Origin of the sequence: Micromonospora chaiyaphumensis (genome assembly GCF_900091435.1) — a bacterium.
Lineage (GTDB): Bacteria > Actinomycetota > Actinomycetes > Mycobacteriales > Micromonosporaceae > Micromonospora > Micromonospora chaiyaphumensis.
Window position 1 is genome coordinate 245,764 of the sequence record NZ_FMCS01000009.1, and the last position, 20,687, is coordinate 266,450.

General features: G+C 72.7%; 23 protein-coding genes. 12 read left to right on the top strand and 11 right to left on the bottom strand.

The genetic code is table 11. The annotated features are described in order from the left end of the window. Positions 1-44: 44 nt before the first annotated feature. Genes GA0070214_RS23805 through GA0070214_RS23815 form a run of 3 tightly spaced genes read left to right on the top strand, consistent with a single transcriptional unit; the run spans position 45 to position 1,811 of the window. Positions 45-584, top strand: a complete 540-nt coding sequence (locus tag GA0070214_RS23805) for an NUDIX hydrolase (RefSeq protein WP_091268264.1) — start codon at positions 45-47, stop codon at positions 582-584. Beyond that, positions 581-1,471, top strand: a complete 891-nt coding sequence (locus tag GA0070214_RS23810) for a nucleotidyltransferase family protein (protein WP_091268267.1) — start codon at positions 581-583, stop codon at positions 1,469-1,471. Before GA0070214_RS23805 ends, GA0070214_RS23810 begins: the two co-directional genes overlap by 4 nt. A gap of 52 nt (positions 1,472-1,523) precedes the next feature. Beyond that, complete coding sequence (locus GA0070214_RS23815) at positions 1,524-1,811, top strand: Lrp/AsnC family transcriptional regulator (RefSeq protein WP_091122500.1); 288 nt, start codon at positions 1,524-1,526, stop codon at positions 1,809-1,811. 62 nt (positions 1,812-1,873) lie between these two features. On the opposite strand, the gene GA0070214_RS23820 is transcribed toward GA0070214_RS23815, so the two are convergent. The 5 genes from GA0070214_RS23820 to ctaE all read right to left on the bottom strand — a co-directional run bounded on the left by GA0070214_RS23820 (position 1,874) and on the right by ctaE (position 7,048). Continuing rightward, on the bottom strand, positions 1,874-2,548 hold the full coding sequence (locus GA0070214_RS23820) for a DUF4142 domain-containing protein (protein ID WP_091268270.1): 675 nt from the start codon (positions 2,546-2,548) through the stop codon (positions 1,874-1,876). A gap of 210 nt (positions 2,549-2,758) precedes the next feature. Then, positions 2,759-4,387, bottom strand: coding sequence for a cytochrome bc1 complex cytochrome b subunit (gene qcrB / locus GA0070214_RS23825; protein ID WP_091268273.1), 1,629 nt, complete (start codon positions 4,385-4,387; stop codon positions 2,759-2,761). After that, a complete protein-coding gene (gene qcrA / locus GA0070214_RS23830) occupies positions 4,384-5,472 on the bottom strand; it encodes a cytochrome bc1 complex Rieske iron-sulfur subunit (protein ID WP_091268275.1) in 1,089 nt (362 codons plus the stop codon). The genes qcrB and qcrA overlap by 4 nt, the downstream gene beginning before the upstream one ends. A 67-nt stretch (positions 5,473-5,539) precedes the next feature. Next, the gene (qcrC, locus tag GA0070214_RS23835) at positions 5,540-6,376 is read right to left on the bottom strand and encodes a cytochrome bc1 complex diheme cytochrome c subunit (RefSeq protein WP_091268278.1); all 837 of its coding nucleotides are present in this window, start codon (positions 6,374-6,376) and stop codon (positions 5,540-5,542) included. Positions 6,377-6,448: 72 nt separating this feature from the next. After that, positions 6,449-7,048, bottom strand: a complete 600-nt coding sequence (gene ctaE / locus GA0070214_RS23840) for an aa3-type cytochrome oxidase subunit III (protein ID WP_091268281.1) — start codon at positions 7,046-7,048, stop codon at positions 6,449-6,451. Between the two features lie 108 nt (positions 7,049-7,156). Here ctaE and GA0070214_RS23845 point away from each other — a divergent pair, with 108 nt between their 5' ends. From GA0070214_RS23845 to GA0070214_RS23860, 4 genes are all read left to right on the top strand, one after another. Further along, the gene (locus GA0070214_RS23845; RefSeq protein ID WP_091268284.1) at positions 7,157-8,110 is read left to right on the top strand and encodes a cytochrome c oxidase assembly protein; all 954 of its coding nucleotides are present in this window, start codon (positions 7,157-7,159) and stop codon (positions 8,108-8,110) included. Between the two features lie 80 nt (positions 8,111-8,190). Continuing rightward, complete coding sequence (locus tag GA0070214_RS23850) at positions 8,191-8,589, top strand: hypothetical protein (RefSeq protein ID WP_091268287.1); 399 nt, start codon at positions 8,191-8,193, stop codon at positions 8,587-8,589. 222 nt (positions 8,590-8,811) lie between these two features. Further along, on the top strand, positions 8,812-9,858 hold the full coding sequence (gene trpD / locus GA0070214_RS23855) for an anthranilate phosphoribosyltransferase (protein WP_091268290.1): 1,047 nt from the start codon (positions 8,812-8,814) through the stop codon (positions 9,856-9,858). Between the two features lie 119 nt (positions 9,859-9,977). Further along, a complete protein-coding gene (locus GA0070214_RS23860) occupies positions 9,978-10,187 on the top strand; it encodes a hypothetical protein (RefSeq protein WP_091268291.1) in 210 nt (69 codons plus the stop codon). Between the two features lie 618 nt (positions 10,188-10,805). On the opposite strand, the gene GA0070214_RS23865 is transcribed toward GA0070214_RS23860, so the two are convergent. Together GA0070214_RS23865 and ctaC are read right to left on the bottom strand one after the other, a co-directional pair. Further along, complete coding sequence (locus tag GA0070214_RS23865) at positions 10,806-11,231, bottom strand: cytochrome c oxidase subunit 4 (RefSeq protein ID WP_091268293.1); 426 nt, start codon at positions 11,229-11,231, stop codon at positions 10,806-10,808. A gap of 10 nt (positions 11,232-11,241) precedes the next feature. After that, on the bottom strand, positions 11,242-12,213 hold the full coding sequence (gene ctaC, locus GA0070214_RS23870; protein WP_091268295.1) for an aa3-type cytochrome oxidase subunit II: 972 nt from the start codon (positions 12,211-12,213) through the stop codon (positions 11,242-11,244). 171 nt (positions 12,214-12,384) lie between these two features. Between ctaC and GA0070214_RS23875 the strand changes: the two genes are divergently transcribed. Further along, positions 12,385-13,536: a cysteine desulfurase family protein gene (locus GA0070214_RS23875; RefSeq protein WP_091268297.1), complete on the top strand. Its 1,152-nt coding sequence runs from the start codon at positions 12,385-12,387 to the stop codon at positions 13,534-13,536. Then, positions 13,533-13,760 carry a sulfurtransferase TusA family protein gene (locus GA0070214_RS23880; RefSeq protein WP_091268299.1) on the top strand — a complete coding sequence of 76 codons (228 nt, stop codon included), beginning with the start codon at positions 13,533-13,535 and terminating at the stop codon, positions 13,758-13,760. The genes GA0070214_RS23875 and GA0070214_RS23880 overlap by 4 nt, the downstream gene beginning before the upstream one ends. Before the next feature lie 9 nt (positions 13,761-13,769). On the opposite strand, the gene GA0070214_RS23885 is transcribed toward GA0070214_RS23880, so the two are convergent. The 4 genes from GA0070214_RS23885 to GA0070214_RS23900 all read right to left on the bottom strand — a co-directional run bounded on the left by GA0070214_RS23885 (position 13,770) and on the right by GA0070214_RS23900 (position 17,215). After that, positions 13,770-14,318, bottom strand: coding sequence for a P-loop nucleotide/nucleoside kinase family protein (locus GA0070214_RS23885; protein ID WP_091268302.1), 549 nt, complete (start codon positions 14,316-14,318; stop codon positions 13,770-13,772). After that, entirely contained in the window at positions 14,315-15,289 is a 975-nt protein-coding gene (locus GA0070214_RS23890; protein ID WP_091268306.1) for a carbohydrate kinase family protein, read from the bottom strand. Before GA0070214_RS23890 ends, GA0070214_RS23885 begins: the two co-directional genes overlap by 4 nt. A gap of 230 nt (positions 15,290-15,519) precedes the next feature. Continuing rightward, positions 15,520-15,888: an iron-sulfur cluster insertion protein ErpA gene (gene erpA, locus GA0070214_RS23895; protein WP_091268308.1), complete on the bottom strand. Its 369-nt coding sequence runs from the start codon at positions 15,886-15,888 to the stop codon at positions 15,520-15,522. Positions 15,889-16,054: 166 nt separating this feature from the next. Next, positions 16,055-17,215 carry a glycerate kinase family protein gene (locus GA0070214_RS23900; RefSeq protein ID WP_208602879.1) on the bottom strand — a complete coding sequence of 387 codons (1,161 nt, stop codon included), beginning with the start codon at positions 17,213-17,215 and terminating at the stop codon, positions 16,055-16,057. A 44-nt stretch (positions 17,216-17,259) separates the two neighbouring features. Between GA0070214_RS23900 and nadA the strand changes: the two genes are divergently transcribed. The 3 genes from nadA to GA0070214_RS23915 all read left to right on the top strand — a co-directional run bounded on the left by nadA (position 17,260) and on the right by GA0070214_RS23915 (position 20,679). Beyond that, the gene (gene nadA, locus GA0070214_RS23905) at positions 17,260-18,435 is read left to right on the top strand and encodes a quinolinate synthase NadA (protein WP_091268313.1); all 1,176 of its coding nucleotides are present in this window, start codon (positions 17,260-17,262) and stop codon (positions 18,433-18,435) included. A gap of 214 nt (positions 18,436-18,649) precedes the next feature. Further along, complete coding sequence (murA, locus tag GA0070214_RS23910; RefSeq protein ID WP_091268430.1) at positions 18,650-20,005, top strand: UDP-N-acetylglucosamine 1-carboxyvinyltransferase; 1,356 nt, start codon at positions 18,650-18,652, stop codon at positions 20,003-20,005. A gap of 74 nt (positions 20,006-20,079) precedes the next feature. After that, positions 20,080-20,679 carry a DUF3043 domain-containing protein gene (locus GA0070214_RS23915; RefSeq protein WP_091268315.1) on the top strand — a complete coding sequence of 200 codons (600 nt, stop codon included), beginning with the start codon at positions 20,080-20,082 and terminating at the stop codon, positions 20,677-20,679. Positions 20,680-20,687: the final 8 nt, after the last annotated feature.

Genomic DNA, 20,687 nt, shown 5'->3' on the forward strand with positions numbered 1-20,687 from the left:
CTCCACTCATCCGCCGGCGCCGGCCGGCCACTAGCCTTACAGGCATGATCCCCCGCGCGCGTGCCACCGGACGGGCCCTCGGCTACCAGATCTTCTACCGGCTCCCGGTCCCGCTGCGGCGGCGGCTGGTCCGGCTCGCCGTGCCGAAGTACATCGTCGGCGCGGTCACCCTGGTCCGGGACGCCGAGGCCGGCGGGGCGGGGCGGATCCTGCTGCTGCGCCAGCCGCCCGGCCACAGCTGGACCCTCCCGGCCGGGCTGCTGCAGCGCGGCGAGGCCCCGGTGGTCGGCGCCGCCCGCGAGCTGTACGAGGAGTCCGGCATCCGGCTCGCGCCCGAGCGGCTCCGCCCCGCCGTGCCGAACGCCGTGGTGCACGCCAAGGGCTGGGTGGACGTGGTCTTCGAGACGGAGGTGCCGGCCTCCAGCACCGAGCTGACCGTGGACGGCGCCGAGGTCTTCGAGGCCGCCTGGCACCCGCTGGACGACCTGCCCCGGATGAGCCGCGCCACCGCCAACCTGCTCGGGCACTACGGGATCGGCCCGCGCGCGGGCGAGGTCCCGCCGGCGGCGCCGCCCGCCGCGTGACCGGCACCGGCGGGGCCGCCGCGTCGGGGCCCGGCTGGCGGGCCGCCGTGGACGTCTGCGCGGTGGTGCTCGCCGCCGGGGAGGGGACCCGGCTGCGCCCGCTCACCGCGCACCTGCCCAAGGCGCTCTGCCCGGTCGGCAACGTGCCGCTGCTCGACCGGGCGCTGGACCGGCTGGCCGGGCTGGGCCTGACCGGGCCGGACCGGGTCGCCGTGAACGCCTGCTACCTGGGTGGGCAGGTGGTGGCGCACGTGGGCGCCCGGGCGCACCTGTCGGTCGAGCCGGGCGACCCGCTCGGCACCGCCGGCGGGCTGGGCAACCTGCGGGACTGGATCGCCGGGCGGGGGGTGCTGGTCGGCAACGCCGACGCGTACCTGGCCGACCCGGGCGTCCCGCCGGGGCCGGACGTCGCGGCGCTGCTGGACGGCTGGGACGGGCGGAGCGTACGCCTGCTCGGCCAGCCGGCCGACGACCCGGCGGCCCCCGGCACCTTCGACGGCCACCGGTTCGTGGGGTTCTCGCTGCTGCCGTGGCGGCTGGTGCGGGACCTGCCGGCGGCCTTCGGCGACCTGGTCCGGGCGGTCTGGCGGCCCGCGGAGGCGGCCGGCGCGCTGGCCGTGGTCCCCTACCCGGGCACGTTCTACGACACCGGCACTCCGGCCGACTACCTGGCGGCCAACCTGCACGCGGCCGGCCCGGGCGGCCTGGTCGACCCGTCCGCCACGGTCGACGGGCCGGTGACCCGCTCGGTGGTCGGCGCGGACGCGGTGGTGCGCGGCGCCGTGGACCGCTCGGTGGTCTGGCCCGGCGCGACGGTCGCCGCCGGGGAACGCCTCAGCGGGGTGATCCGGGCGGGCACCGACCTGACCGTCCCGGCGGCCCGGTGACCCGACCAGCCCTTAGCATGGGCCTCGACGCCGACGAACGGAGAAATGTCCCGTGATCACCGCGATCGTGCTGATCGACTGCGCCACCGACTCCATTCCCGAGGTGGCCGAGACGCTGGCCAACCTGCCCGGCGTCAGCGAGGTCTACTCGGTGGCCGGGCACGTCGACCTGATCGCCATGGTCCGGGTCCGCGAGTTCGAGCAGATCGCCCAGGTCATCGCCGGCAGCATCTCCAAGGTGCCGGGTGTGATCAACACCGAGTCGCACATCGCGTTCCGCGCCTACTCCCAGCACGACCTGGAGGAGGCGTTCGCGATCGGGCTGGCCAACGCCGACTGACCCGCACGCCGGTGGCCGGCCCACCCCCGCAGGGGCGGACCGGCCACCGTGGGTCGTACGCGTCAGCTCTGGGCAGGCGCCGGGGTCTCCGTGGTGCCCGGAGCGGGCTCCTCGGTGCCGGTGCCGCCCGGGGACGGCGACTCGGTGCCGCCCGGGCCCTGCGACGTGGTGCCGCCCGGGCTGGGCGTGCCGCTGGCGCTGGTCTGCGGGACCGGGACGCCCAGGGTCTGGGCCAGGGCCACCAGCGCGTCGTAGTGCGCCTGGAGGACCGGCAGGGCGTCCTGGGCGATCTGCACCACCGACTGCTCGGAGCCCTGCGAGATCTCGGTCTGGGTGGCCTGGATGGCCTGGACGTGGCCGGCCAACTGGGCGGTCACCCACGCCTTGTCGAACTCGGCGCCGCTGAGGTTGTTCAGCCGGTCGAGGACCTTCTGCTGGTCGGCGGTCGGGTCGGCCGGCAGCTGCACGTTGAGCTGCTGCGCGGTGGACTGCACCGTCTGGTCCAGCTGGGTGTGGTCCGTCACGAACATCTTGCCCAGGTCCTTGACCTGCTGGTTCTGCCCCTTCTGCTGCGCCAGGTTACCCGCGGTGATCTCGAACAGGTTCACCTGGTGCACCGCCTGCAGGTACTGCGTGTCCTGCGTCGACGGCTGGGCCGCGGCCTGCGCCGCGGCGGCTGGTGCCAGGCCCACGAGCACCAGCGCGGCCAGCAGGCCCAGGCGTTTGATTCCCAACATGCTTTCCCCCCCTTGAGACGTTGGACCGCACGGATACCCGGCTGACCGGGGTTATTCCTGCGATTCCACCCGTCCGTGTCAGGGGGTGGCGGGACACCGGAGCGGGGCCGACCGGCGTCCCGCGGGCGGAACGGGACGAGCGGGCCGGAAAACGGCCGTGGCGCCCGCCGGTGATCCGGCGGGCGCCACGGTCAGTCGTACGCGGGCTCGTCAGCGGCGCTCGCCGCTGCCGATCTCCTCCCGCTCCGGTCGGGGCTCGACCGGCGGGTGCCCCGGCGAGACCGGCGCCTCGGCCGGCTTCTCGATCGGGTAGAAGAAGCCCCGGATGGCCGGGCCGAGGGCACCGAGCCGGTTCATCTTCTTGGGTACCACCCAACCGACGTAGTCCAGCGCCGGGCCGTGCCCGTCGTGCCCGTCGGTCGGGGTGAGCGGCTGGTGGACCTCGACGAACCGGCCGTCGGGCAGCCGCTTGATGATGCCGGTCTCCACGCCGTGGGCCAGCACCTCCCGGTCGTGCTGCTGGAGACCCAGGCACAGCCGGTAGGCGACGTAGTAGGCCAGCGGCGGGACCACCAGCAGGCCGATCCGGCCGGCCCAGGTCATCGCGTTCAAGCTGATGTGGAACTTGTCGGCGATGACGTCGTTGCCGCCGGAGAGGGTCAGCACGACGTAGAAGGAGACCGCCATGGCGCCCACCGCGGTCCGGGCGGGTGCGTCCCGGGGCCGCTGGAGCAGGTTGTGGTGCTTGTAGTCCTTGAGGCGGCGCGCCTCCAGGAACGGGTACATCGTCGACAGGCCCACCAGGATGCCGGGCAGCACGACCGTCGGCCAGAACAGCGGCGGGATGACGTACCCGTCGCCGAGCGGGATGCTGATCTCCCAGGCCGGCATCAGACGGGTCGAGCCGTCGAGGAACATGACGTACCAGTCGGGCTGGCTGGCGGCCGAGACCACCCACGCCTCGTACGGGCCGAAGTACCAGATCGGGTTGATCTGGAAGAGGCCACCCATCAGCGCGATCACGCCGAAGACGACCATGAAGAAGCCGCCCTGCTTGAGCGCGTAGCGCGGGAACATCCGCTCGCCGACCACGTTCTCGTTGGTCCGGCCGGGGCCGGGCCACTGGGTGTGCTTCTGCTTGAACACCAGGCCCAGGTGGACGCTGATCAGCGCGACCAGCAGACCCGGGATGAGCAGCACGTGGGCGATGAAGAAGCGGCTGATGATGATGGTGCCCGGGAACTCCCCGCCGAAGATCGACGAGCTGACCCAGGAACCGATGACCGGGATCGACAGGATGATGCCGGAGGCGATCCGCAGACCGGTGCCGGACAGGCCGTCGTCCGGCAGCGAGTAGCCGGTGAAGCCGGCCAGGAAGCCGACCCAGAACAGCAGCGAGCCGATGATCCAGTTCGTCTCACGCGGCTTGCGGAACGCGCCGGTGAAGAACACCCGGAGCATGTGCACCACGATCGACGCCATGAACAGCAGCGCCGCCCAGTGGTGCATCTGCCGCATGATCAGGCCACCCCGGACGTCGAACGACAGGTCCAGGCTGGAGGCGTACGCGGCCGACATGGGGGTTCCCCGCAGCGGCGCGTAGCTGCCGTCGTAGACCACCTCGGTCATCGCCGGCTCGAAGAAGAACGTCAGGAAGACACCGGTCAGCAGCAGGACGATGAACGAGAAGAGCGCGATCTCGCCCAGCAGGAAGGACCAGTGGTCCGGGAAGACCTTGTTCAGCAGCTTGCGCAGCGGGGTGGCCGCCTGGAAGCGGTCGTCCAGCGCTCCGGCGGTCTTGGCCGGCAGCGCGGCCGCATCGAACTTTCGGCGCTTCATGGCCGCTCCCAGAAGTCGGGACCGATGGTCTCGGTGTAGTCGGACCTCGCCACGAAGAAGCCCTCCTCGTCGACCTCGATCGGCAGCTGCGGCAGCGGCCGGTTCGCCGGGCCGAAGACCGGCTTGGCGTTGTCGGTGATGAGGAACTGCGACTGGTGGCAGGGGCAGAGCAGGCGGTTGGTCTGCTGCTCGTAGAGGCTGGCCGGGCAACCGGCGTGCGTGCAGATCTTGGAGAACGCGACGTAGTTGCCCCACATGTAGTCGCCGTGACCCTTGCGCGCGTTGGCGGCGCGCGACTTCTGCGCGTCGTCCTCGCGCAGGTGGATCAGCAGGGTCGGCGAGTCGGCGTGCTTGTTGCTGACGCCACCCTCGATGCCCGGGAAGACGGTCAGCTGGCCGCCGACGCTGACGTCGGCCGGGCGGATCGGCCGGCCGTCCTCGCGGATCAGCCGGATCCGCTTGCCGCCCTCGGCCGGCGCGAAGCCGGTGGTGAACATCTGGTTGTTCTTGTGCGGCTGCGAGATCAGGCCACCGACCAGCGGCGCCGCGACGACCGCGCCGACCGGCACCAGACCGGCCAGCAACGAGACGCCGAGCAGCGGCCGGCGCTTCACGCCGAGCTCGTCGGCCATGTACAGCATGGTCTCGCCGGTGATCTTCCGATCCTCCGGGGAACCGGGCTGGTCGTGCCGGTCCTGGATCGACACCTCCTTCGGCAGCAGCTTCTTGCCCCAGGTGAGGATGCCGAAGCCGATGCCGAGCAGGGCGATGCCGAGGGTCGCGCCGAGCAGCGGGGTGTAGTACTTGTCGCCGCCGCGACCGGCCTCCCACTTCCAGGGCCACCAGATGTAGATGACCAGGAACGCGGTGGCGGCGGCGCCGGTCAGCAGGAACATCGCGGCGACCGTGCGGGTCAGCCGGCGCTCCGCCTTGCTGCCGGGGACCACCTGCGGCTCGTAGTGGACGATCTCGATGTCGTCCCGCCGCGCGCCCTCCTCGACGATCTCGAACCGGGAGAGCCGGGGGTCGTTCACGTCGAGCGGCTCCGGGCCCCGCTGGGCCTGGTGCTCGGTGTGGGTGCTCATGCCGTCACCTCGCTACGGGTGGCACCGGGGGTCGGCGCCACAGCACTGAAACGAATGATCCGCTCGGTCACGACTTGCCCGCAATCCACAGGCTCGTGAAGACCAGCGCGACGATGCCGACCAGGAAGATCGCGAGACCCTCGGTCGACGGGCCGTACCGGCCCAGGTTGAAACCGCCCTGGTCCTGGTCGTGCTTCAGGGTCTCCTGGATGTAGGCGATGATGTCCGCCTTCTGCTCCGGAGTGATCTGGTTGTCCCCGAACACCGGCATGTTCTGCGGGCCGCTCAGCATGGCGGCGTAGATCTGCCGGTCGCTGGCCGGGCGCAGGCTCGGCGCGTACTTGCCCGAGGAGAGGGCGCCACCGCCACCACCGAACGCGTGGCACTGCGAGCAGTTGATCCGGAACAGCTCGCCACCGGCGGCCATGTCGGCGTTCTCGTGCAGGTTGTTGCCCTGCGGCACCTGCGGGCCGCCGCCGAGCTCCTGGATGTACTGGCCGAGCTGGCGCACCTGCTCGTCGGTGAACTGCGGGGGCTTGCGCATGGCCTGGGCTTCCTGCCGGGCCATCGGCATCCGACCGCTGCTGACCTGGAACTCGACCGAGGCCGACCCGACGCCGATCAGGCTCGGCCCGCGTCCCTCGACGCCCTGGGCGTTGCGACCGTGGCAGGTCACGCAGCTCACGTCGAACAGCGCCTTGCCCTCGTTGGCGGCGGCGCTCAGGGGCGGGTTGTCCTGCGCCTGCACACCGGGGGCGAAGACGGTGTAGGCGCCGCCGGCCAGCATCAGCGCGGCGGCCAGCCGGACCGCGGCACCCAGCCGGCGGCGGCCCCTGCTGCGCGCTACGGGCCGCCCGCGCAGCCGCGCGAGCAGACCGCGTCGGCGGTCGTTGTCAGAAGTCATGACCTGTGTCCTTAACCGGTTGGACCTTGTCTCAGGGGACGGAGCAGCGGCGCGATACGTGACGCGCCAAGATCACTGGAGCCAGTAGATCATGGCGTAGAGCCCGATCCACACGACGTCGACGAAGTGCCAGTAGTAGGACACGACGATCGCCGAGGTCGCCTGCGCCGGGGTGAACCGGCCCATGGTGGTGCGGATCATGAAGATGATGAACGCGACGAGACCGCCGGTCACGTGCAGGCCGTGGAAGCCGGTCGTCAGGTAGAACATCGACCCGTAACCGTCTGCGTTGATCTTGACGCCCTCGTGCACCAGGTTGCGGTACTCGTTCGCCTGGCCGAGCACGAAGATCAGGCCCATCACGAAGGTGATGGTGAACCACCGGCGGAGGGCGTGGACGTCACCCTTCTCGGCCGCGAAGACACCGAGCTGGCAGGTCACCGAGGACAGCACCAGGATCACCGTGAAGGTGGTCGCGTAGGGGATGTTGAGGATCTCGGTGTGCTTCTCCCACTGCTCCGGCGCCGCCGCGCGGATCGAGAAGTACATCGCGAACAGCGCCGCGAAGAACATGAGTTCGCTGGAGAGCCACACGATCGTCCCGACGCTGACCATGTTCGGCCGCGTCAGTGAGTGGATCCGGCTCTTGTCAATGGCTGGGGCCGCAGTCACGCGGTCATTATTGCCCTTGACCGGGACCGACGATCAGCGGGGTGGCAAACCTGTGCCATCAGTGGCCCGATCGGGGTCGTCCGCTTCGCCTGACCTACCCTGAAAAGCGTGCTGCACGTCGATCCGATCTTCGCCGCCACCTCGGTGGCCCCGGCGACACTCGCGGCGGGGGGCGAGGCCGTCCCGCCGCCGTTCACCGTGGCCCGGGTCCTGACCGAGACCCGGCTGGACAGCTGGCTCACCCTCGGCCTGGTGCTCGCCGCCGGCCTCTACCTCTACGGCGTGTACCGGCTGCGGCTGCGCGGCGACCGCTGGCCGGTCGCGCGTACCGTCTTCTTCCTCGTCCCGGGCCTGGGCGGCATCGCCGCCGTCACGGTCAGCGGGCTGGGCGCCTACGACACGGCCCTGCTGTCGGTGCACATGATCCAGCACATGGTGCTGTCCATGATCGCGCCGATCTTCCTGGCGCTCGGCGCGCCGGTGACGCTCGCCCTGCGCACGCTGCCGGTGCGCCCGCGCAAGCGGCTGCTGGCCGTCGTGCACAGCCGGGTCGCCCGCGTCTACAGCTTCCCGCTGGTGGCGTTCGCCATCTTCGTGGTGAACCCGTTCGCCCTCTACTTCACCGGCCTCTACGAGATCACCCTCCGGCACGAGTGGGCGCACGAACTCGTGCACGCGCACTTCATCATGACCGGCTGCGTGTTCTTCTGGCCGCTGCTCGGCCTGGACCCGCTGCCCGGGCGCTGGCCGTACCCGGCGCGGGCACTGCTCATGCTGCTCTCCGTGCCGTTCCACACCGTGCTCGGGCTCACCATCATGCAGAGCACCACACTGCTCGGCGGCGACTGGTACCCGTCGCTGCACCTGAGCTGGTCCGACCCCTGGAACGACCAGGTGGTGGCGGGCGGCGTGCTGTGGGCCGGCGGCGAGTTCGTGAGCGTCACCATGCTGGCCGTGCTGGTCGTCCAGTGGATCAAGCAGTCCGAGCGCGAGGCCCGCCGGCTGGACCGCGAGCTGGACCGCCAGGAGGCCCGCCAGCGCGCCGCGGAAGCGAGCGCCTGACCCTGCCAGGGCGGGGCGACTCGCCGGATGTGACGCCCGCTACGATCAGCGGGCAGCTACGAGGTGGGAGCCACGTCACGATGAGCGATCGTCTTTACACCGTCCTGCTCTACAGCGACGACCCGAAGGTCCGTGACCGGATGCGACTCGCCGTCGGCACCCGGCCCGCCCCCGGGATCGAGATCGAGTTCGTCGAGGCCGCCGACTACGCCGGGTGCGTCCGGCTGGTCGACGACTACGAGATCGACCTGCTCCTGCTCGACGGCGAGGCGAGCCCCGGTGGCGGCCTCGGCATCGCCCGCCAGATCAAGGACGACCGCGACGACGCCCCGCCGACCTGCGTGGTGCTGGCCCGCGCCGCCGACCGCTGGCTGGCCGCGTACGCCGAGGTCGACGCCACGCTGACCCACCCGCTCGACCCGGTGACCGCCGGCACCACCGTCGCCGAGCTGCTGCGGCGCACCCACGCCGCCGCCTGACCCACCCCGCGACGACTCCGGCCCGGCGCGTCGGGATCCGGAGCCGTCGTGCGGCGCCACGTCGATGCGGCCGTGGCGCCGACCTCGGCCATAATTCGGCCTGCGCGCCGTCAGCACGAACGACGGCCGCCGGCCACGATCCGGTCCCCGCGCCGCCCGGCGGCGCCGCGGCCCGGACGACGGCCGCCACACCCGCTCTCACGCCCGCTCGGGAGGCCCGCCATGGGCGAACGGACCTGGCCGCTTCTGCTCAACGCGCTGCTGCGCGGCGAGGAGCTCTCCACCGCCGACACCGCCTGGGCCATGGGCGAGATCATGGCCGGCTCGGCCACCCCGGCCCAGATCGCCGGCTTCGCCGTGGCGCTGCGCAGCAAGGGCGAGACGCCGGCCGAGCTGGGCGGCCTGGTCGAGGCGATGCTGACCCGGGCGGTCCCGGTGGCGCTGCCCGAGGAGGTCCGGGCCACGGCGCTGGACGTGGTCGGCACCGGCGGCGACCTCGCCCACACCGTCAACATCTCCACCATGGCCGCGCTGGTGGTCGCCGGCGCCGGTGTGCGAGTGGTCAAGCACGGCAACCGGGCCGCCTCCTCCTCGTGCGGCACGGCCGACGTGCTGGAATACCTCGGCGTCCCGCTGGACCTGGACCCGGAGCAGGTGGCGCGCTGCGTGACCGAGGCCGGCATCGGCTTCTGCTTCGCCGCCCGGTTCCACCCCGGGATGCGGCACACCGGCCCGGTCCGCCGCGAGATCGGCGTGCCCACCGCGTTCAACTTCCTCGGCCCGCTGACCAACCCGGCCCGGCCGCGGGCCGGCGCGGTGGGCTGCTTCGATCCGCGGATGGCACCGGTGATGGCGGCCGTCTTCGCGGCCCGGGGCGACTCGGTCGTCGTGATGCGCGGCGAGGACGGGCTGGACGAGTTCAGCACCGGCGCGCCGACCCGCGTCTGGGTGGCGCAGCAGGGCGCCGTCAGGGAGGCGCTGCTGGACGCGACGGAGCTCGGGGTACCCCGGGCCACCCTGGCCGACCTGCGCGGCGGTGACGCGGCGTACAACGCCGGCGTCGTCCGGCGGCTGCTGGCCGGCGAGACCGGCCCGGTCCGCGACGCGGTATTGGTGAACGCCGCGGTCGCGCTGGCAACCCAGGGCCCGCTCGACGGCGACCTGCACGAGGCGCTGCGCGCCGGCCTGGTCCGGGCGACCGAGTCGGTCGACTCGGGCGCGGCGGCCGGCGCTCTGGAGCGCTGGCTCGAGGTGGCCGGCAGCCTCTGAGGCCGGGTGCCGTCCGGTTTCTGTCGGACCGGCGTGCCAAACTACACGGGAGTAATTTTCCGTTTTCCGCCGATGGCGCTCTCGCCGTCCGGCGGGCACCGGAACGAGAGGAGACGCCCGTGTCGGACCGCGAGCTCTACTGCGACACCTGCGAGGGCGTCGTGCTGTTCGAGGCGCCTCCCTGCGTCGACGGGCACGGCGCCGACTGCCCCGAGCTGGTCTGCACCGGCTGCGGCGCGGCCGTGCTCATCGCCACCTTCGCCTTCCGCGCCCCCCGCCTGAACCACCGCCGCGGCGCCGCCCGCCCACCCCACCGCCGCGCCGCCTGACCCGCCCGGCCGCCGCGCGCGGCCTCCCGCCCTCGGCAGCACCCGCCCACGTGCACCGTGAGGCATCAGTCGCGCCGGTCGCCCGGCAGAACAGCGCGTGGCGCAGGGACCCGCTGACACGAGGTACGGCCCCGGCGCAGCACCGCGCTGACACCCGCCCGCCCCGCAGCCCGAGCCCGCGGAGCCCGCAAGGCCCTCGCCGCCAATCCGCCACATTCGACGATCCCCCCGCCCGGGCCATATCCGCTACCGCCGTGGAGGTGGTCCGGATGCAGCACCGGCAGCGTTTCTAATCCCGTTGACCCACCTGCGGGACTGCGCTCAGGCGGTCCCCCGGTCCACGCAGACCGCAAGCGGCACACCGCCCCCCATTCTTGGACAGTTACCGTCCGCTCCGAACAGCAACTGTCCAAGATCGCCCACTCACCCCGGCGATCATGAAGTTGGCCGCGACGAAACGGGCGAACCGCACCGCTAACCTCATGATCAACGGCGACAGGCGGCACGCGGCAGGCGGCAGGCGGCAGGCGACACGCGACACGCGGCGAACGAGGAAGCGGGTAAGCGGACGGCCCGCGCCCCCTCGCAGGGGCGCGGGCCGTCCGCTGATGATCCGGGTCAGTGCTCGGCGGTGCGCCGGGTGCCGGAGTAGTACTCGAAGAGCAGGCCGCAGGCGGCGAAGACGACCGCCACCATGCCCAGGCCCAGCAGCCAGAACTGCCAGAAGACCAGCCCGAGACCGGCGATCGCGGCGGCCAGGGCCAGGCCGAACGGCCAGTAGCTGCCCGGGCTGAAGAAGCCGATCTCGCCCGCGCCGTCGGCGATCTCGCCGTCCGGCCGGTCCTCGGGACGCAGGTCGATCCGGCGCGAGACGAACCAGAAGAAGCCGCCGCACATGGAGCAGAGCAGGAAGGACAGCAGCAGCGCCACGGTGCCGACCCACTCGACCCGGCCGCCGTCGCCGTACGTCCACGCGCCGTAGAGGATCGTGGCGCCGAAGAGGAACGCCGCGATGGTGAGGAAGATCTTCCACTCGGTCTTCATGCCAAGCCCCTCAGCTTCCCGCGCCGGCCGTCGCGTCGGACGGGTTGAAGTTGGCGGTGTTGCGCCGCGTCTTGAACGGCACGGTCTCGGTGGCGTACGGGTTCTCGCCGATCGCCGAGAGCGCCTCCTGGGTCGACTTGCCGGCCTTCTTGGCCGCCAGGAACTGCTCGTACTTGTCGGCCGAGACGACCCGCAGCTCGAAGTTCATGAAGGCGTGGTAGCTGCCGCACAGCTCGGCGCAGCGGCCGACGAACGAGCCCTCCTGGTCGATGCTGGAGACCTCGAAGGTGTTGCGGATGCTGCCCGGCATGACGTCGCGCTTGAACAGCAGCTCCGGCACCCAGAAGGAGTGGATGACGTCGCGGCTCTGCTCCTCGAACCGGATCGACTTGCCGCTCGGCAGGACCAGCACCGGGATGACCTCGCTGGTGCCCAGCACCGAGGCGACGGTGTTGGCGTCGCGGCCCTGGCCGTCGCGGTAGTTGAACTGCCAGTTCCACTTGAAGGCGACGACCTCGACGGTGACGTCGGGGTTCTTCGACTCCTTCACCACGTCGGTCTGCACCACCGCGGTGTAGTAGAAGAGCACGGAGACCACGAGGATCGGCGCGATGGTGTAGAGGAACTCCATCGGCAGGTTGTAGCGGGTCTGCACCGGCAGCTCGTTGCCGCGCTTCCGGTGGCGGATCACGCACCAGAAGATCAGGCCCCAGACGAACACGCCGACCGCGAGGGCCGCGATGCAGGACGCGATCCACAGGTCGTACATCCGGTGCGACTCGGGGGTGATGCCGCCCTGCGGCCACCCGAAGCCGCCGAACGTCTTGCCGACGTCGCAGCCCGTGAGCAGAACCAGCAGCGCGGCCCCACCGAGACCGAGCCCGGCGAGTCGACCAGCACCACGCCGCCGGCCTCCGCCGGCCCCCGAGGAAGCGCTGTGCCGTACGGCCGACGGCCGTACCTCCGAACTCCTTGCGACCACCTGGTCCTGCCTCCCTAGCGCGCCGCGGTGATTGTTTCGCTCGACACCGACGGCAAAGGCGTCACCGACGGTCGCAGATTACTCGACCATGGCAGGCCTGACCGTCTTGGGGTCACTGTCCGCCCCCATCGGGGAGATCTTGGGCGTACCGGCGCGATAGCGTCGACCTTCGTGAGCGCAAACCCGGTCTACCTGGACGCGGCCACCGCCGCCCCGCTGCACCCGGTCGCGCGGCAGGCGCTGCTGGCCGCGCTGGACGACGGCTGGGCCGACCCCGCCCGGCTCTACGGCCAGGCCCGCCGGGCCCGCCAGCTCCTCGACGCCGCCCGCGAGGCCGCCGCGCAGACCCTCGGCGTCCGCGCCGACGAGCTGTCCTTCACCCCCAGCGGTACGGCGGCAGCGCACGCCGCCGTGCTCGGTGGCCTGTCCGGGCGCCGCCGGGCGGGGGCGGCGCTGGTGCACTCGGCGATCGAGCACTCGGCGGTGCTGCACGCCGCGGAGCGGCACGTGGCCGGCGGGGGTGACGCGGTGGGCGTACCCGTGGACCGGCTCGGCCGGGTGGACCTGGACGCCTGGGCGGCGGCGGTGGCCGCGCCCGGGGTGGCCCTCGCGGCCCTCATCGGGGCGAGCCACGAGGTGGGCACGGTGCAGCCGGTGCCCGCGGCGGCGGAGCTGTGCGCCGAGGCGGGGGTCCCGCTGTACGTCGACGCCGCGCAGCTCGCGGGCCGGGCGCCGCTGCCGGCCGGCTGGTCGGTGCTGAGCGCCAGCGCGCACAAGTGGGGCGGGCCGCCGGGCGTGGGGCTGCTGGTGGTGCGCAAGGGCACCCGCTGGGAGTCGCCGTTCCCGGCCGACGAGCGGGAGTCGGGGCGTACCCCGGGGGTGGTGAACCTGCCGGCGGTGGTGGCCGCGGCGGCGAGCCTGCGTGCGGCGGCGGCCGACGCGGCGGCCGAGGCGGCCCGGCTGGGCCCGCTGGTCGACCGGATCCGGGCCCGGGTGGCGGCCGAGGTGCCGGACGTGGAGGTGGTCGGCGACCCGGTGGACCGGCTCCCCCACCTGGTCACCTTCTCCTGCCTGTACGTGGACGGGGAGGCGCTGCTGCACGCGCTGGACCGGCGGGGCTTCGCGGTCTCCTCCGGCTCGTCGTGCACCTCCTCGACGTTGCGGCCGTCGCACGTCTTGGAGGCCATGGGGGTGCTGTCGCACGGCAACGTCCGGGTGTCGCTGCACCGGGACACCACCGAGGCGGACGTCGACCGGTTCCTCGCCGAGCTGCCCGGGATCGTCGCCGGCCTGCGGGCCGAGGCGGGGGTGACTGGGCTGTGAGCACGCCGGACGAGGTGCTCGACTGCCGGGGGCAGCGCTGCCCGCTGCCCGTGATCAATCTCGCCCGGCGGCTGCCCCAGCTGCCGGTCGGCGCGGTGGTCCGGGTGCTCGCCGACGACCCCGCCGCGGCCGTGGACATCCCGGCCTGGTGCCGGATGCGCGGCCAGGAGTTCGTGGCCGCCCACCCGGACGGCCCCGGCTACGACGTGCGCCGCAGCCACTGACCGGGCGGCTCAGCGGAGGTAGGCGAGGATCCCCGGCAGCGGGTCGGTGTCGACGGCCGTGTCGACCACCAGGCGGGGGCCGATGAGCGGCTCGTACTCGGCGCGGCGGAGCAGCGTCTGCTCCCAGGTGGGGTGGTGCTCGTCGGGCGGCCGGGCCTCGACCCGGCGGCGGTGCTCCGCCTCGTCGCCGCAGTGCACCTCGACGACCCGCAGCGGCACGCCGGCCCGCTCGGCCAGGTCGTGCCAGAGACCCCGGGCGCTGGCCACCGGGTTCACGGCGTCGACCACCACGCTGAGCCCGAGCCCGAGCTGCACCTCGGCCAGCCCGGCGACCGCGCCGTAGGCGGCCATCCCGGGCACGTCGCCGACCAGGCCGTAGCGGCCCAGGGCCCGCTCCACCGGGTCGACCGGCAGGACGGGGGCGCGCAGCGCGGCGCCGACCCGGAGGGCGAGGGTGGTCTTGCCCACGCCGGGCAGCCCCGCGAAGGCCACCAGCATCGGCTCGCCGACGCCGGGGCGGACCGCGTGCGGGTCCACCGCCGGCTGCGGGGCGGTCACAGCAGGTGCGGCCGGACGTCCTCGGCGGCCGCGTCGCCGTACGACTCGGCGAGCCGCTTGACGAACAGGTCCCGGCGGACCTCGTACTCCTGGCCGCCGAAGTTCTCCAGCACCAGCGTGGCGAGCAGGCAGCCGACCTGTGCGGCCCGCTCCAGGGTGACGCCCCAGTTGAGGGCGGCGAAGAAGCCGGCCCGGAACCCGTCGCCGACGCCGGTCGGGTCGATCGCCTGGGTTTCCCGGGCGATCGGCACGTGGATGGTGCCGACGTCCCGCCCGGCGATCTCCACGCCCTGCTTGCCGAGCGTGGTGACCCGGACCTTCACCCGGTCCAGCAGCTGGGCGTCGGTCAGCCCGGCCTTGCTCTGCAGCAGCGACTTCTCGTACTCGTTGGTCATCAGGTAGTCGGCGCCGTCGACCAGGCCGAGCACGTCCGCGCCGTCCATCCGGGCGAGCTGCTGGGACGGGTCGGCCACGAAGGCGTAGCCGCGCTCCCGGCACTCGGCGGAGTGGCGGATCATCGCGGCCGGGTCGTTGGCGCTGACCAGCACCAGGTCGAGGCCGCCGAGCCGCTGCGCCACCGGGGCCAGCTCGATGTTGCGGGCCTCGCTCATGGCGCCCGCGTAGAACGAGGCGATCTGGCACATGTCGGTGTCGGTGGTGCACACGAAGCGGGCCGTGTGCGCGATCTCGCTGACGTGCACCGAGTCGCAGTCGACGCCGTGCCGCTCCAGCCAGGACCGGTAGTCGGCGAAGTCCGCACCGACCGCGCCGAGCAGCACCGGGCGTAGCCCGAGCTGGGCCATGCCGAAGGCGATGTTCGCGGCGGTGCCGCCGCGCCGGAGCACCAGCTCGTCGACCAGGAAGGACAGCGAGACCTTGTCCAGCTGGTCGGCGATGAGCTGGTCGGCGAACCGGCCGGGGAAGCTCATCAGGTGGTCGGTCGCGATCGAGCCGGTCACGGCGATCTTCATGTCAACCCTCGCGGTCGGGAGCACGGCGCGGGTCAGCCTACCGGTCGCCCCGGCCGGCCGGTCGGGGGTCGGTCGACAACCGGTCGTCCACCGCACATCCGGACGTCACCGCCCGGACACCCGGGCGGGGCACGAAAAACGGCGGGACCACCCCGTGAGGGATGGTCCCGCCGTTCAGGCAGGCGTCACCGAGCCGGTCGCCCGGCTGGGGTCACCGACCCCCGGTCGGCTCAGCTGAACGAGTCGCCGCAGGCGCAGGAGTTGCCGGCGTTCGGGTTGTCGATGGTGAAGCCCTGGGCGTCGATCCGGTCGGCGAAGTCGATGGTGGCGCCGGCCAGGTAGGGGGCGCTCATCCGGTCGACGACGACCTCGACACCGCCGAAGTCGGAGACGATGTCGCCGTCGAGCGACCGCTCGTCGAAGAACAGCTGGTACCGCAGGCCGGAGCAGCCGCCCGGCTGCACGGCGACCCGGAGCCGCAGGTCGTCACGGCCCTCCTGCTCGATCAGGGCCTTGACCTTCTGCGCCGCGACGTCGGTGAGGACGACGGTGCTGGGGGCCTTGGCCTCGGTCGACTCGGTCTGCGCTGGCGTGGTCACGTGGAAGTCTCCCTGCGCGGTATGGGGTCCGGACGCACTGGCCAACGCCGCGCGTCCGCCAATGATTCCCGGTGTGGTCCAGCTCCGATCGTACGCCGCCCGGGCGGGCGGCACCTCTGGTGGCACGTGCCGCGCCGGGTGAGCCGCGCCGCAGGCCAGGGCGGGCTCAGCGGCTCCACTGGCGGGCCAGCCGGGCGCCGAGCGCCCGCAGCCCCTCGGCCGGGCGGGTCATCGCCGCCTCCACTCCCCCGCGCTCCTCGCCGCCGAAGTGCTCGACAAGGCTGTGCGCCTCGGTCACGCCGGCCGCGGCGGCCTCCCGCCGCCCGGTGCTCACCCGTCCGGCCAGCACCACGCAGGGCACCCCCCGGTCCCGGGCCGCCCCGGCCACGCCGGCGACCACCTTGCCGCGCAGCGACTGGTGGTCGAAGGAGCCCTCGCCGGTGATCACCAGGTCGGTGGCGTCCAGCGCCGCGTCCAGGCCGATCGCCCGGGTGACCAGGCCGATGCCGGACTCGCACCGGCCGCCGAGCGCGAGGATGCCCGCGCCGAGGCCGCCGGCCGCGCCACCGCCGGGCAGCGCGCCGAGCCCGGACGGGCAGCCCGGCAGGCCCCGCTCCAGCACCGCGGCCCAGCGCTCCAGCGCGGCGTCGAGCAGCAGCACGTCCGCGCGGGTGGCGCCCTTCTGCGGGCCGTACACGTTGCTGGCGCCGTGCAGCCCGAGCAGCGGGTTGTCGACGTCGGTGGCGGCGACCAGCGCCACGCCGCGGAGCCGGGGCGCGCCGTCCAGCCCGGTCACCGCCGCGAGGGCCGCCCCGCCGTACGGCAGGGCCCGGCCGGCCTCGTCCAGCGGGGTCACCCCGAGCGGGGTGAGCATCCCGGCTCCGCCGTCGTTGGTGGCCGAGCCGCCCAGGCCGACCACCACGGTCCGCGCGCCGGCCTCCACCGCGGCGGCGACCAGCAGGCCGAGCCCGTAGGAGGTGGTCGCCTTCGGGTCCCGCTCGGCGGGGGTGAGCAGGTGCAGGCCGCACGCCTGGGCGCTCTCCAGGTAGGCCACGCCGTCGTCGGTGAGCAGGATCTCACCGGCGGCGGGCCGGCCGAGCGGGTCGACGGTGGGCACCGGCAGCAGCCGGCCGCCGAGCGCCTCGGCGAGCACGGCCACGAAGCCGGGACCGCCGTCGGCCAGCGGCCGGAGCAGCAGCTCGTCGGCGGGGGCGACCTCGCGCCAGCCCTCGGCCACCGCGGCGGCCACCTCCTGGGCCGGCAGCGTGCCGGCGAACTTGTCCGGGCAGAGCAGCACGCGCATGCCGAGCAGTGTGGCAGGCCACATCCGTGGCGGCCGCGCGGCCGTCGCGCTGTGGGACCATGGGAGGCGTGACTTCGACCTGGGTTGAGCCCTCCAACACCGCCACTGCGCTGCTGCTTCTCGGCCGCGGCAGCGACCCCGCCACCGAGCGTGGCGTGGAGTGTCCGGGTGACCTGCCCGCGCCGAGCGACCCGGACCTGGTGGCCCGGGCGACCGCGGCGAAGGCCGCGCTCGGCACGAAGGTCTTCGTGCTGGGCCACCACTACCAGCGCGACGAGGTGATCCAGTTCGCCGACGTGACCGGCGACTCGTTCAAGCTGGCCCGGGAGGCGGCGGCCCGCCCCGACGCGGAGTACATCGTCTTCTGCGGCGTGCACTTCATGGCCGAGAGCGCCGACATCCTCACCTCGGACCGCCAGAAGGTGATCCTGCCCGACCTCGCCGCCGGCTGCTCGATGGCCGACATGGCGGTGCTGTCGCAGGTCGAGACCGCCTGGGAGGTGCTCACCGAGCTGGGCGTCGCCGCGGACACCGTCCCGGTCACCTACATGAACTCCTCGGCGGACATCAAGGGCTTCGTCGGCCGGCACGGCGGCGTGGTCTGCACCTCGTCCAACGCGAAGCGGGCCCTCGACTGGGCGTTCGAGCAGGGGCAGAAGGTGCTCTTCCTGCCCGACCAGCACCTGGGCCGCAACACCGCCGTCCTGGAGATGGGCTTCTCGCTGGACGACTGCGTGCTCTACGACCCGCACAAGCCGAACGGCGGCCTGACCCCGGAGCAGCTGCGCGACGCCAAGATGATCCTCTGGCGGGGGCACTGCTCGGTGCACGGCCGCTTCACGCTCGACAGCGTCAACGACGTGCGCGAGCGGGTGCCGGGGGTCAACGTGCTGGTCCACCCGGAGTGCCGGCACGAGGTCGTCACGGCCGCGGACCAGGTGGGTTCGACCGAATACATCATCAAGACCATCGAGGCGGCCCCGGCCGGCTCGGCGTGGGCGGTCGGCACCGAGCTGAACCTGGTCCGCCGGCTGGCGCTGGCCCACCCGGACAAGCAGATCATGTTCCTCGACCGGGCGGTCTGCTACTGCTCGACGATGAACCGGATCGACCTGCCGCACCTGGTCTGGGCGCTGGAGGAGCTGGTGGCCGGCCGGGTGGTCAACCAGATCACCGTCGACCCGGACACGGCCCGGCACGCGCGGGCCGCGCTGGACCAGATGCTCGCCCTCCCGGGCGCCTGATCACCCTCGGTCACGTCACTGGTACGGAAACGCACCGGAATCCCCGGTTCGTGCCCTCACTGGTGATGTGACCGATTCCATTCTCGTCACGGAGGGCTATGCTGCCGGGGCGACGATGCACGCGGACCGTTTTGACCGGGCCGCCATTCGGGTAGCGATGCAGATCGTGCACCTGACTCACCTACACGGCAGCACCAACGCGCTGGAGGTTGCGTTGACCGACGACGTCCTGGTCGTACACGGAGGCACGCCGCTCGAAGGGCGGATCCGCGTACGCGGCGCGAAGAACCTCGTGTCGAAGGCGATGGTCGCCGCCCTGCTGGGCGACACCCCCAGCCGGCTGTTCGACGTGCCGCGGATCCGCGACGTGGAGGTCGTCCGCGGGCTGCTCGGCCTGCACGGCGTCAAGGTCAGCGACGGCGACGAGGACGGCGAGCTGGTCTTCGACCCGTCGAACGTCGAGAGCGCCAGCACCGACCAGATCAACGTGCACGCCGGTTCCAGCCGCATCCCGATCCTGTTCTGCGGCCCGCTGCTGCACCGGCTCGGTCACGCCTTCATCCCCGACCTGGGCGGCTGCCACATCGGCCCGCGCCCGATCGACTTCCACCTCCAGGCGCTGCGCGAGTTCGGCGCGACCGTGGACAAGACCCCGGAGGGGCTGCACCTGTCGGCGCCGAACGGGCTCCACGGCACCAAGTTCGCCCTGCCGTACCCGAGCGTGGGCGCCACCGAGCAGGTGCTGCTCACCGCGGTGATGGCCGAGGGCGTCACGGAGCTGCGCAACGCGGCCGTCGAGCCTGAGATCATCGACCTCATCTGCGTGCTGCAGAAGATGGGCGCGATCATCAAGGTCCACACCGACCGGGTGATCGAGATCCAGGGCGTGAAGCGGCTCAGCGGCTACACCCACCGGCCGATCCCGGACCGGATCGAGGCGGCGAGCTGGGCGGCGGCGGCGCTGGCCACCCGGGGTCACGTCGAGGTCCTCGGCGCCCAGCAGGCCGACATGATGACCTTCCTGAACCTCTTCCGCTCGGTCGGCGGCGAGTACGAGGTGACCGACCTCCGCCCGCCGCGCGGCGGCCGGCCGGGCCAGGAGGGCGGCATCCGGTTCTGGCACCCGGGCGGTGAGTTGAACGCGGTGGCCCTGGAGACCGACGTGCACCCGGGCTTCATGACCGACTGGCAGCAGCCGCTCGTGGTGGCGCTCACCCAGGCCCGCGGCCTGTCGATCGTCCACGAGACGGTCTACGAGCAGCGGCTCGGCTACACCGAGGCGCTGAACTCGATGGGCGCCAACATCCAGGTCTACCGGGACTGCCTGGGCGGCACCCCGTGCCGCTTCGGCCGGCGCAACTTCAAGCACTCGGCGGTGATTGCCGGCCCGAGCAAACTGCACGCGGCCGACCTGGTGATCCCGGACCTGCGGGCCGGTTTCAGCCACCTGATCGCGGCGCTGGCCGCCGAGGGCACCTCCCGGGTCTACGGCGTCGACCTGATCAACCGGGGCTACGAGGACTTCGAGGCCAAGCTCGCCGACCTGGGCGCGCACGTCGAGCGTCCGTAACGTCACACCGCTTCGTCCGCGCCCGGTGCACCCGCGATGTGCACCGGGCGCGGCTGTTTGGCTACCCTTGCCGCGTGCCGTCGCTGTTTCGCCGTAAGCCCACCGACCTGGTCGAGGACTCCGTCACCTCGGTGACGACCGACGAGGCGCCCACCGCTGCCCAGCCCCGGGGCTACACGCCCGCCAAGGGACGCGAGACCCCGAAGCGCCCGGCCGCCGGCCGGCGCCCCGCCGGGCCCGCGAAGCCGCTGACCAAGGAGGAGGCCCGCGAGCAGCGCCGCGCGGCGCGCGCCGAGTCGGCGGCCGAGTTCCGGCGGGAGGGCGGCCCGCGCGACCGGGGCCCCGAGCGGCTGCTGGCCCGCAACGTGGTCGACTCCCGGCGCACGGTGGGCACCTGGTTCTTCGGCGGCGCGCTGATCGTGCTGCTCGGTTCCAACCAGGCCATGCCGCCGATCGTCCGGCTGCTGTCGAACCTGCTGTGGGGCGCACTGGCGCTCGGCGTGGTGATCGACTCGGTGCTGATCGCGCGGAAGATCAAGAAGCTGGTCCGCGAGCGCTTCCCGAAGAGCACCGAGCGGCTCGGCTCGCTCTACTTCTACGCGATCATGCGGTCGATCACGTTCCGCAAGATGCGCGCCCCGGCGCCGCGGGTGAACATCGGCGACAAGATCTGACCGGGCTC

What these genes read in the sequence shown, in the direction of transcription:
- GA0070214_RS23850 (WP_091268287.1), top strand. Translation starts at nt 8,191, where the DNA reads ATGAGCGATCGTCTTTACACCGTCCTGCTCTACAGCGACGACCCGAAG.
- GA0070214_RS23820 (WP_091268270.1), bottom strand. Translation starts at nt 2,548, where the DNA reads ATGTTGGGAATCAAACGCCTGGGCCTGCTGGCCGCGCTGGTGCTCGTG.
- trpD (WP_091268290.1), top strand. Translation starts at nt 8,812, where the DNA reads ATGGGCGAACGGACCTGGCCGCTTCTGCTCAACGCGCTGCTGCGCGGC.
- qcrC (WP_091268278.1), bottom strand. Translation starts at nt 6,376, where the DNA reads ATGACTTCTGACAACGACCGCCGACGCGGTCTGCTCGCGCGGCTGCGC.
- GA0070214_RS23900 (WP_208602879.1), bottom strand. Translation starts at nt 17,215, where the DNA reads ATGTGGCCTGCCACACTGCTCGGCATGCGCGTGCTGCTCTGCCCGGAC.
- qcrA (WP_091268275.1), bottom strand. Translation starts at nt 5,472, where the DNA reads ATGAGCACCCACACCGAGCACCAGGCCCAGCGGGGCCCGGAGCCGCTC.
- GA0070214_RS23865 (WP_091268293.1), bottom strand. Translation starts at nt 11,231, where the DNA reads ATGAAGACCGAGTGGAAGATCTTCCTCACCATCGCGGCGTTCCTCTTC.
- qcrB (WP_091268273.1), bottom strand. Translation starts at nt 4,387, where the DNA reads ATGAAGCGCCGAAAGTTCGATGCGGCCGCGCTGCCGGCCAAGACCGCC.
- GA0070214_RS23890 (WP_091268306.1), bottom strand. Translation starts at nt 15,289, where the DNA reads ATGAAGATCGCCGTGACCGGCTCGATCGCGACCGACCACCTGATGAGC.
- GA0070214_RS23805 (WP_091268264.1), top strand. Translation starts at nt 45, where the DNA reads ATGATCCCCCGCGCGCGTGCCACCGGACGGGCCCTCGGCTACCAGATC.